Raw genomic sequence first — 10906 nt, 5'->3', positions numbered from 1 at the left:
AGGTTTTAAACGATGATTTTGGTTGTGGCAATGATCAGCCACATTTAAACTTATAAGTGAAGGGAGCAGTGGTATTACCATACCCAACCTGTTTGGTGCCGGATTTATCCCGGATATAGTAAGTCATATTAGTGACCGTCTGGCTATCGTTGATCCCAAAGAACGACCGCGGCCAAAGGGTGATCTCGTACCTTCCCCTGCCCGTGAGCTTCATCAGTGTTTTGCTGGTCTGCTCACAGATAATGATCGTTTTACCATCATTGGTGGTACCGGTAGCGCAGAGGTATACTTCACTGCTTCCTGACAGGGCCGTATTGGCTACATTGGAATCAAAGGTGATGGTCACCAGGTCATTATCCAGGGATTTGGGCGGTGAAATAGTGGTGAGCTGTGGATTACAGAAGTCAACCAGGTCGCCGCTGCCGCCGGTTACGGTAAAACAGTCCCCGATATATTCATTATAATACTCCGCGGTAGGCCCGTATCCTGCATCCACGTTGCCATCAGAAGTAAAGCCATTGGTAGTGTTAGCTACTACATACGCCAGCTTTACAAGCGTGGGGTTATCATCTGCCCCAACTTTCAGCTTAAGGAAAATAGAGCCGGTGATCTTGTCATTATTGCCATAGGTAAATGGTACATCACTCTGCATCACCACCCATTCCATATCATCTATCAGGTTGCCGGCAATACCAAATGTTGCGCGCATGTAATCCGGCCAGTTCTTGCCATCGCCATGCGGGGCCAGGGTGCTGAGCGGCGTCATTACAAAGCTGCCATCCCCTTTGCTGCCTTTGTAAGTGGCTGTTAAGTTCTGTGTACCCTTCCAGCCTTTGGGCATCAGCACTCCCAGGATCAGCTTATCAGAGCCATCGGAATTACAGGATACATCAATGTCCAGCTGAATAGGCACCACATCCCCTACTTTAGCAGATGCGGGAATGGTGACCTTGGTGATCTTTATATGACAGAAGCTGAAAATAATGGCCACTATAAGCAGCGCAGCCAGCATCCAGATCCTTTGTCCTTTGATACGTAAACGTGGTAACATATAATAATCAGGTAAGTTTTCAAAAATCAGTTCCTCATATATTTCAATTATCCCTTGACAGTGTATAGATATAGGCATTGAGCTCACAGCCGGGAACGAAAGTGAGGTTTAACAGCCTGACACCGGCGCTCGTTGGATAATTGAGCGAGGTAGTTATAGCGCTCCCCCCTTCAGGCGTAAGCGTGAGCTTGAACGGGTATTCCGGATCATCCAGCGCATACTTCCCGTTTACATTCACCAGGAAGGGCAGCTTATTCTCCAGCATATAATTGCCCGTGGAATCAAATCTGAGCCTGAACTGTGTAAAATCAAAAACGTTGGTAATGTCCGTACCATTCCGGGTAGCTTTAATAATTTTCCAGCGGCCGGTTAAATTCTTGGGCGCTTCAGCTACCGGGGCAATCTCCTCTACTTTACAGGAAACAAGGAAGCAGATACAGGCGGCGATGAAGAGTATAAAGCGATTCATATCATACAGGATTAAGATCAATAACCAGGATTTTGAACTAATTCCGGCGACTTACCGGTTTCTGAAAGCGGGAAGGGCCACAGGTACATTGCCGGGCGGAAATTATGCTTGGTAACGTTGAATGGCTTGTAGGTAACTGCGCCTCCATTGCGGTTCACTTCCATGCCCATGGATTGTATGCTTTCCGTTTGCGGTGCTATCTTCCACCTTCTTACATCCCAGAAGCGGTGCCCTTCATACGCCAGCTCTATCCTTCGCTCATTTTGGATCCGGGTGCGCATTTCAGCCTGTGTAAGGCCGGTGGGCAGCTGGTAAGGATCCAGTCCTGCGCGCTGCCGTACCGCTTCTACAGCTGCATATACATTGCCGGTAGGGCCTTCATATTCATTGGCAGCTTCTGCATAGTTCAGCAATACTTCTGCATAGCGTATCAGCGGCATTACCCTGTTGCTGGCAAAGCTGAGCGTTGCTGCAATGGCGGCAGGATCCAGCATCTTATTATTGTAATACCCTGTAATAGTACCCTGGTGCACTGCATCCTGCCCGGTGAGGATGCCGTTATAATTACCCACGAAAATGTTCACAGGAGCAGATCCGTTCGTTTGCCCGTTACCGGTACGTACCAGCAAAACCGTTTGATCCCGGATAATGCTGTATCCCAGCCTGGGGTCACGGTCTTTATAAGGATCAGCAGGATTATAACCTGAAGTGGGATCCGTGATGGGCTTTCCGTTTTTCATTGGGAAAGCGTCCACCAGCCCCTGGTAAGGGAAAGAGCCGGTACCATTGCTGCCCCTGGAAGGAGGCAGGCATATATTTTCGAGATCACTGTTACCCGTAGGGCGCATCAGTTCAAAAATGTATTCCGTATTCACACGTAAGGGAAATAATCCCTGGAACCCATAACCCGGTAAGCTTGTCTGGTAATTATTCACCGTATTCAAAGAATACACGCCCAGTGCAATAACTGCTTGTGCAGCATCCTTTGCCAGCTTCCAGCGGTTCATATCAAAGGTTGCATAACCTACCAGTGCAGGATCTACGCTTACTCCACCACCCGGACCCGCATCTGCCGGTAATGTAGTGCCATTGAACAGCGGGCTGGCTGCGTATAACAGTACCCGCGCTTTCAATGCCAGGCAGGCTCCTTTGGAAGCACGGCCGTAATTGAGGCCCGTTTGCGCGGTGGGCAGAATGGCGGCAGCAGCATCACATTCAGAGAGGATGTAATCCATACACTCCGCATAAGTATTCCGCTTTGCCTGGATGGGCTTATCATATGTAAGCAGCGTATCGCCTACCAGCGGCACGCCTCCGTAATGCTGCACCAGCATAGCATAGTACCAGGCGCGCAGGAAGCGGGCTTCTGCTACCATCTGGGTTTTGTAAGCTGGTTTTAAGGGTGCGTTGGGAAGGTTCTTAATTAATACATTCACTGCACGGATATTGCTGTAGCAGGTTTTGTACGGCTCTTCGCCAATGATGCCTGCATTTACTGTACCGGTAGCAAACTGTGTGGCGGGTGTTGAAAAAGCATGTGAAGGTTCTGCCTCATCACAGGCAGCCTCCAGCCCGCCGCAAACGACATAGTTATAGGAAAAGCGGCTCAGGCTTGCACTTAGTCCTGTATTGGAATAAATATTGGCTAAGAAACCAACGGTCCTGGAACTGTCAGCAAAAATAGTTTGTTCGGTCAGATTGGTGGTAGAGGTGGCAGCAAGGAAGCCCTCTTTCCTGCAGGATGCATACACCAATGCCGATGCCATTAGCACTAAAACGGGAATTCGTTTTATCATAAATTGGCGTGGTTTATTTGTATCAGTGAATAGGTTGCCCCAAAAAGTCTGCTAAGATGGTATAGTATTAAAATTCTCTGATCTGGCTGATGAATACTAAAATACGACTACTAAACCGGTTTAGCAAATTAAATCAATTATTTTTCTCAAAGTATTGATGAAAAAACAAGGCCTGGTACCGGATGGAATTAGACCAGTATTCCCAGGCATGCGAGCCGGGTCTTACCGTGTAATCATGCGGTATATTACGCTCCAGCAGCGCTTCATGCAGCTTGTTATTATACCGGATGAAGAAATCATCTGCTCCGCAATCAATAGTAATATCCAGTTGGTTGGGCGTGATCAGGTACAGCATGTTGATCACACTGTTCTTTTCCCAGCGCTCGGGGTTTTCACTGTATTTTCCCAGCACCTCGTCCAGCCCAAAGCTTTGCGGAAAAGCGCGCAGGTCTACTCCCCCGCTCATGCTGCCCACTGCACCAAAAGTGCTGGTATGCCGGAAAGCCAGGAACAGCGCGCCATGCCCGCCCATGCTCAGTCCTGCAATAGCCCTTCCCTTACGGCTTGCAATAGTGGAATAATGCTGATCTATCCAGCTCACCAGTTCCCCTGCAACATAGGTTTCATACTTTGAGCCGGCTTTTACCGGGCTGTCAAAATACCAGCTGGCAAAATCACCATCGGGGCATACAATGATCATGTGGTATTCGTCTGTTAGCTTTGCCAGCCCTGTGTCTTTTTTTACCCAGTCGCTGTAATTACCGCTAAAGCCATGCAGCAGGTAAAGCACCGGGAGCCTGCTTTTGCTGCTGTAATTCCGCGGGGTGATCACAACGGCCTTGATCTCTTTGTGCATAACAGCACTGAATGTGGTAACAGTATCCACCTTTGCTGCCAGCAATACTGATGTATACAGTATGCAAAGCAGTGATAAACTAATTCTGAAAATGTTCTTCATAACTATCTGGCTGCTGCAATAGTAACGGTGTGCAGTTTTGGTTGATTGATCTCGTAAATTTTATCTGTCAGGATATTCATTTCTCCCTGCCATACTTCACGCAGGGCTTTGTAACGGGCACGGGAAAAGTTATCCTTGTTACCGCCTACGGCCCAATCTGTTGCTGCATGGGTATTCACAGAATCCATTGCTGCATTGTCATCTTTGAAAAGCATTCCTCTTGGTTTCAGGAAATCAAATTCTATCCAGGCATACATTCTCAAACGTCTTTCAATATCCCAGCGCTCCTCATTCAATTCACGGATCTGGATAGCCTGCTGGTATTCCGGTGTACGGGTATTTTCTGCCAGGTTAATACCTGCAGCCAGCTGCCCTGCATCATAAACGCCAACTTTTTCACCATCCATCAGCAGGTTATAAGAGCCTGCCTGCAGCCCGCTCACCTGCAATATTTCCTGGTTGAACTCTTTCATAAAAGGCACTACTTTCATAGCATCGGCCTGTCTATTGTGATTGCCCCAGCCACGTGGAATAGTGTCCAGCGGGTAAGGCAGCGACTGCGCCAGGTAACCAAAGCTGATACCGGATGCAGTTCCTGTTACTGCATTGATCTTACAGTTCACTGCCTGCTGTACTTTTTTGGTAGCAGCATCGATCCGTATGCCGGCCACCGGCTGATCAGCAAGGCCCTGAGCCTTCAGGAACAGGTACGCCATTACCATATGGCCATCGTTATCAGGATGGATACGATCACCGGGCGTAAGGCTGAAAGTGGAATCCCGCTGTTGTTCGCGCTGATTGATGGTCCTCATAGGATGGTAAAAATCAACAAACGGCCATCCGTTCTTTTTTGCCGCCTGTTCCTGGAAGGCAACTACTTCGGTCAGGGCTTCGGCTTTGTGAGGGAAGATATTTTTATCCGTGAACCTGGTTGTTTCATCATAAGGCGAAGTGCCAATAAAGATCTTCTTAATATCGGCACGCTTTTTCAGCTGATCTTCCACCATACGGTAACTGCTATACGAACGCTCCAGCTTTTTCTGCATGGTATCCTTTCCATCTGCTTTGTACCATTCAAAGTAACCGGTATCATTCATGCCCCAGGTAAGGGTAAGTACCGTAGGCTTTTTTGAAAGCACATCATCCTCAAACCGGTCGCGGATCTGGGTAATAACATCCCCTCCTATCCCGGCATTGAGGCAGGTAATACGCCTGCCCGGAAAATGGGTCATGTAGTACAGCCAGATATAGGAATGATAATGGCCCCCGTCCGTAATACTGTTGCCAACAAAAACAACACGGTCGCCCTGCTGAAAAGGCGCAGGATGTTGCTGCGCTTTTGCCTGTAAAGCTGCTGCAGCCATGAACAATAACAGTAGTTTTCTTCGCATGTGCATCTATTAATTAGTTGATCCCCCATTGCTGAGCGGGAGCAGGGCCCATTACCAGCTCCAGCATGCCACCCTTTGCAATTTCCCGGTAGTCGATGTGGCACTGGTTGAGCGGCTTTCCATTCAGCTTTGCGCTTTGTATATAAATATTCTCTGGTGAATTGTTAATGGCTTTGATGGTAAAGATGCCCTTCTCCAGCTTTAAGCTTACCTTATCAAACACCGGGCTGGTGATCTCCTGCCGGGTATCGCCGGGGCATACCGGGTGCAGGCCAATAGCTGCCAGCACATACCAGGCCGACATCTGACCCACATCTTCATTACCTACCAGCCCTTCCACACTGTTATGATAGGCCCTGCGGCAAATAGCTCTTGTCCATTGCTGTGTTAACCAGGGTTTTCCCAGCCTGTTAAACAGGAAAGGCACATGATGCACCGGCTCATTGGCATGATTATAATAATCATTCCACATCATATTTTCCGGCGTATGTTCAAAGAATGACTGAAGATCGCTGATCACTTTTTCTTTTCCACCCATGAGCGCCACCATCCCATCTACATCCTGCGGCACAAACCATCCCTGCTGATAAGGATTGCTTTCCATGGTGCCATACCAGGCCGTCATGCGGCCTGCATCCGGCCATGGCAGCCAGCTGCCAGCTGTATCGCGGGGCCTGAACCATCCTTTCTCTGCGTCAAAGATCTTTTTATAATTTTTGCCTCTTAAAGCGTATTTCTTTTCATCGTCCGGGTGATGCAACCATTTAGCCAGCTGAGATACACACCAATCCGTGTAGGCATATTCCAGTGTATAGGAAAGACAGAGGTTTCCCGGCGTATAACCTTTATCGCCGTTTCCAAAGCGCTCTACAGAATTAACAGCAAGGCGGTACGCTTCCGGCACATTATAATTGCGGATGCCTTTTGCATAGGCGTCTGCGATCACCGATACAGCAGGATTGCCCAGCATACAGCCGGAATAAGCATTGAGCAGCTCCCAGCGTACCAGGTAATCCTTATTCTTTTCCTGCGCCAGGGTAACCAGCGAGTTAACCAGGTCATTGATCAATGAAGTATTGATCAGGGTTTGCAGCGGCATCTGGCTGCGGAAAACATCCCATCCGCTGAAAATGGTACGCTTGCGGAAAGTGCTGCCGGTATGTACCTTGCCATCTCCGCCCGTATATTTACCATCTACATCCTGCACAATACGCGGGTCTATCATGGTATGATATAAGGCAGTATAAAATACCTGCTGCTCTTCTTTTGTGCCACCGGCCACCTGTATGCGGGAAAGCTCCCTGTTCCACAGCTCACGTGCACGGTTATGTACTTTATCAAAATTCCAGTCTTTTATTTCCTGATGCAGGTTAGCTGCCGCGCCTTCCATGCTGACAAAGGAGATACCTGCTTTCATGAATACCTGCTCTCCTTCCTTTGTATCAAACTCCGTGAAAAAGCCCAGGTGTTTTCCTTCTTTCTCTTTAACGCCGTTCAGGATGGCGGCATGGCTTACCTGCTGCTGGTACCGGTCACTGGTTACATCTTCCAGCTTGCGCGGCCAACTATCCGGAATATCAGTGCTCCATACGCCATAGTGCCGCAACGGCTTGCTGAATACTGCATAGAAATAAACGGTATAATCTGCATGACCATCTCCATTGCCCCAGCCACCGCCATCCGGTGTGCATTTCATCCATCCTGTGATGGTGCTGTCATTCACTACTTTTACATACTGGCTGGTGGAAGTACCACCCACCCTGCGGGCAAGATCGATCTGGATCCTTGACTGCTGGCTGGCGGGGAACGTGAATTTCAATATACCGCTATGCGGCGCTGCCGTCATTTCAGCTTTGATCTTATAATCTGATAGCTGCACTGAATAATATCCTGCAGCTGCTTTTTCACTTGATTTAAGATAGTTTGAACGATAGCCTTCCTGGCTACCCGGCTTGCCTGCCTGTGTTCTTAAAGGCCCAGTAGCGGGCATTACGAGGAAATTGCCCAGGTCTCCATACCATCCAATGCCACTCATCTGGGTAAATGCAAATCCTTCTATGCTGGTATGTTCATAGCTGTAACCGGAACCGTTATCGCCACCGGTGATGGTATTAGGACTAACCTGTACCATACCATAGGGAGTAGTAGCCCCGGGAAATGTTTTTCCCAACCCATGATAGGTGCCGGCAGCACCTACGCTGGTACTGGCGCCTACAAAGGGGTTCACCAGGTCCGCCGGCGACTGGGCGGCTGCGCGGTGAATACAACATACAAACGTACAAACGATGATTAACTGGATCTGCTTCACTATGATTTAATTTTGCGGCAAGATACTAAAACGTGGCAACCCTCTGTAAAAGTGGCAATTGTCATTTTTGAGCACAGGCCCGGTCTGCGCCGCTGCAGATACCCCCAAAAAGCCCGTCAGTAGCAGGTAAAGGAACCTTTTCATACGCGTGAAATATGCTAAACTGATTTAGCAAATAAAGTATAAAAGAATTTCCCGTACAACATCATTAACATATTAATATTTATATAATTTGTATTTATTTGCAGAGCAGTAAAATAATAAACTGTAAAAATCGCTATTTTAACATTACTAAACCGGTTTAGCAAATATTTTTTATTATTGCGGAAACATTTCACCACTTATGAAGTCAATTGCATTGCTGCTCTTATCCCTGCTTACCGGTACCTTATTATATGGTCAAAGCCTTCACTGGAAAGTCGCTCCACAGGCAACCGTACAGGGACAAGCCGCTGATATTGCCAGCCCTGGTTTTCCCGACAGGGATTGGGTACCGGCCCTTGTACCCGGCACTGTATTTTACGCCTATGTGAAAGCAGGGAAAGAAAAAGATCCGGATTACGCGGATAATATTTACCAGGTAGATGCCGCAAAATATAACCGGCCTTTCTGGTACAGAACAGAATTTCCTGCAATAACGGTGCAACAGCAGCAGCGTGTATGGTTAAAATTTAATGGTATCAATAAATACGCAGACATCTATTTCAATGGCAAACACCTGGGCTACTTACACGGGCATATGCAGCGGGGCATCTATGATATTACTTCCCTGCTGCATTCAAAAGGCAGGAATGCCATTGCGGTGCTGATCTCCCCTCCTAAATACGATCCTGCCCATGATCATGGCCTGGCTAATTGGGAAAGCCCCACCTACATTTGCAGCGGCAGCTGGGACTGGATGCCGGCCGTACCTGGTTTGAACAGCGGCATCACCGATACAGTAGCCATTGCAGTTACAGGCCCTGTGAACATCTCTGATCCCTCGATACGAACCGATATGCCGGATACCAGCGCGGCAGCCGTCACAGTAGCTGCCCGGCTTACGAACGCCTCCCCGGTTAGCATTACCGGCACACTGAAAGCCGTGATCAGCCCGGGTAATATTACCGTTAATAGCAAAGCCATTACCCTGGCACCGGGAAGCAGCCAGGAATACAGCTTTCCCGTCCAAACAATCCAACATCCACATCTTTGGTGGCCTAATGGATATGGCGATCCATTCCTGTATTCCTGCAAGCTGTCATTTGAAACAGGCAGCTCTGTCACAGACAAAACAATACAGGCTTTTGGTATCCGCAAAATTTCCAGCGACACAACTTCCCTCAACGGGCCTATGCGTTTATACGTGAACGATGTACCTGTACTTGTGAAAGGCGGCAACTGGGGCATGTCCGACTATATGCTGAAAGCAAGGGGCAGCGACTATGATACCCGCATACGCCTGCACCAGGCCATGCATTTTAATATGATCCGTAACTGGACAGGAGAAGTAACGGATAATGCCTTTTATGACTACTGCGACAAATACGGCATTATGGTTTGGGACGATTTCTGGCTGAACAACATGGGCGGTATTGACAGCCTGGATATGTTCAGGGATAATGTTGTGGAAAAGCTTAAAAAGTTCAGGAACCACCCTGCGGTTGTAATATGGTGCGGCGCCAATGAAGGGGTACCTGGCGGTGATGCGCATGGCGCTATCAGCAATGTTATTACGGCTGCCATTCAACAGTACGACGGGGATAGCAGGTTATACCTGCCCCGTTCAAATGCAGGAGTTGCCAACCCTAACTTCTCCATACAGGGAGGCAGTAAAAACCTTTCCGGCAGCGGCATTTGGGCCAATGTTGATCCAAAGACCTATTTTACCGACCCGCATAATGGCTACCTATTTTCCCGTAATAGCTGGGGCATGCGCAGTGAGCTGGGCATGGCCACATTTGTGAACCCCGAGAGCTTTAAAAAATTCATGCCACAGGAGTTTTGGATCCCTCCCACCCCGGAGGCTGTTAACAGCAAGGATAACATGTGGGCCAGGCATTTCTTTAGTACAGATGGTGCAATGGGCGGCGGGGCCGACCCGGTTAAATACATCAACGATATTAATAAAAGCTATGGTAAAGCTACTACCCTGGAAGATTTTTGTAAAAAGGCGCAGCTGCTGAACCTTGAAACCATGAAAGCCATGTTTGAGGCATGGAATGATCATATGTGGAATGATGCATCCGGTCTGCTGATCTGGATGAGCCAGTCCGCTTACCCTTCCATGATCTGGCAAACCTATGATTACTATTACGATCTTACAGGCGCTTATTTTGGCGCAAGATCAGCCTGTGAGCCCCTGCATATTCAATGGAACCCGGCTACACGAATGGTGAAAGTGATCAATAATACGCAACATGCATTGCATAACCTGACTGCTGAAGCAAGTGTTTATAATGCAGATGGTAAGCCGGTTGCCGGATATGGAAAAAAAACAACCTTACAGGTAAATGCAACTTCTTTAAAAGAAGCCTTTACCTTGTTGGATGATTCTTCAGGCTTGTCTGCCGTGTATTTCCTGCGATTGAAATTATATGATGATAAAGGCGTGTTACTATCAACAAACACTTACCTGCTGGGAAAAGAATATTTGAATTATACGGCATTGAATACACTGCCACGGGCAACTGTTGCTGTAAGCCAACCGGCATTATCTGGTAACCATCTTACATTCACCGTTACCAACAGATCCAGGCAATCCGCTGCTGTTGGTGTACGTGTGCAGCTGCTGGACAATAATAATAAACAGATCTTACCGGCTTTGATCAGCGACTCCTATTTTAACCTGATGCAGGAAGAGCAAAAACAGGTGCAGGTAGCAGTAGATAAGGCATTATTGAAGAACGGGTACAGGCTGGAAGCAAAAGCGTATAATGATTAAGCTGATATGC

7 protein-coding genes are annotated in these 10906 nt (G+C 48.0%); 1 reads left to right on the top strand and 6 read right to left on the bottom strand.

All coding sequences use genetic code 11. From position 1 onward, the window contains the following. Window positions 1–34 precede the first annotated feature (34 nt). From KVT36_RS08785 to KVT36_RS08760, 6 genes are all read right to left on the bottom strand, one after another. Window positions 35–1051, bottom strand: a complete 1017-nt coding sequence (locus tag KVT36_RS08785; RefSeq protein ID WP_217603120.1) for a DUF4961 domain-containing protein — start codon at window positions 1049–1051, stop codon at window positions 35–37. 43 nt (window positions 1052–1094) lie between these two features. After that, the gene (locus tag KVT36_RS08780) at window positions 1095–1520 is read right to left on the bottom strand and encodes a DUF5004 domain-containing protein (RefSeq protein ID WP_217603119.1); all 426 of its coding nucleotides are present in this window, start codon (window positions 1518–1520) and stop codon (window positions 1095–1097) included. A 17-nt stretch (window positions 1521–1537) separates the two neighbouring features. Further along, complete coding sequence (locus KVT36_RS08775; RefSeq protein WP_217603118.1) at window positions 1538–3316, bottom strand: RagB/SusD family nutrient uptake outer membrane protein; 1779 nt, start codon at window positions 3314–3316, stop codon at window positions 1538–1540. A gap of 133 nt (window positions 3317–3449) precedes the next feature. After that, window positions 3450–4274 carry an alpha/beta hydrolase family protein gene (locus KVT36_RS08770; RefSeq protein WP_217603117.1) on the bottom strand — a complete coding sequence of 275 codons (825 nt, stop codon included), beginning with the start codon at window positions 4272–4274 and terminating at the stop codon, window positions 3450–3452. 2 nt (window positions 4275–4276) lie between these two features. Then, a complete protein-coding gene (locus tag KVT36_RS08765) occupies window positions 4277–5665 on the bottom strand; it encodes an SGNH/GDSL hydrolase family protein (protein ID WP_217603116.1) in 1389 nt (462 codons plus the stop codon). A gap of 13 nt (window positions 5666–5678) precedes the next feature. Next, on the bottom strand, window positions 5679–7973 hold the full coding sequence (locus KVT36_RS08760; protein WP_368670012.1) for a GH92 family glycosyl hydrolase: 2295 nt from the start codon (window positions 7971–7973) through the stop codon (window positions 5679–5681). 343 nt (window positions 7974–8316) lie between these two features. Between KVT36_RS08760 and KVT36_RS08755 the strand changes: the two genes are divergently transcribed. After that, entirely contained in the window at window positions 8317–10896 is a 2580-nt protein-coding gene (locus KVT36_RS08755; RefSeq protein ID WP_217603115.1) for a sugar-binding domain-containing protein, read from the top strand. The last annotated feature ends 10 nt before the right edge of the window (window positions 10897–10906 follow it).

The organism is Chitinophaga sp. GbtcB8 (genome assembly GCF_019091455.1).
In the GTDB taxonomy this organism is placed as follows: Bacteria; Bacteroidota; Bacteroidia; order Chitinophagales; family Chitinophagaceae; genus Chitinophaga.
This window is presented reverse-complemented; position numbering and strand designations above follow the sequence as displayed.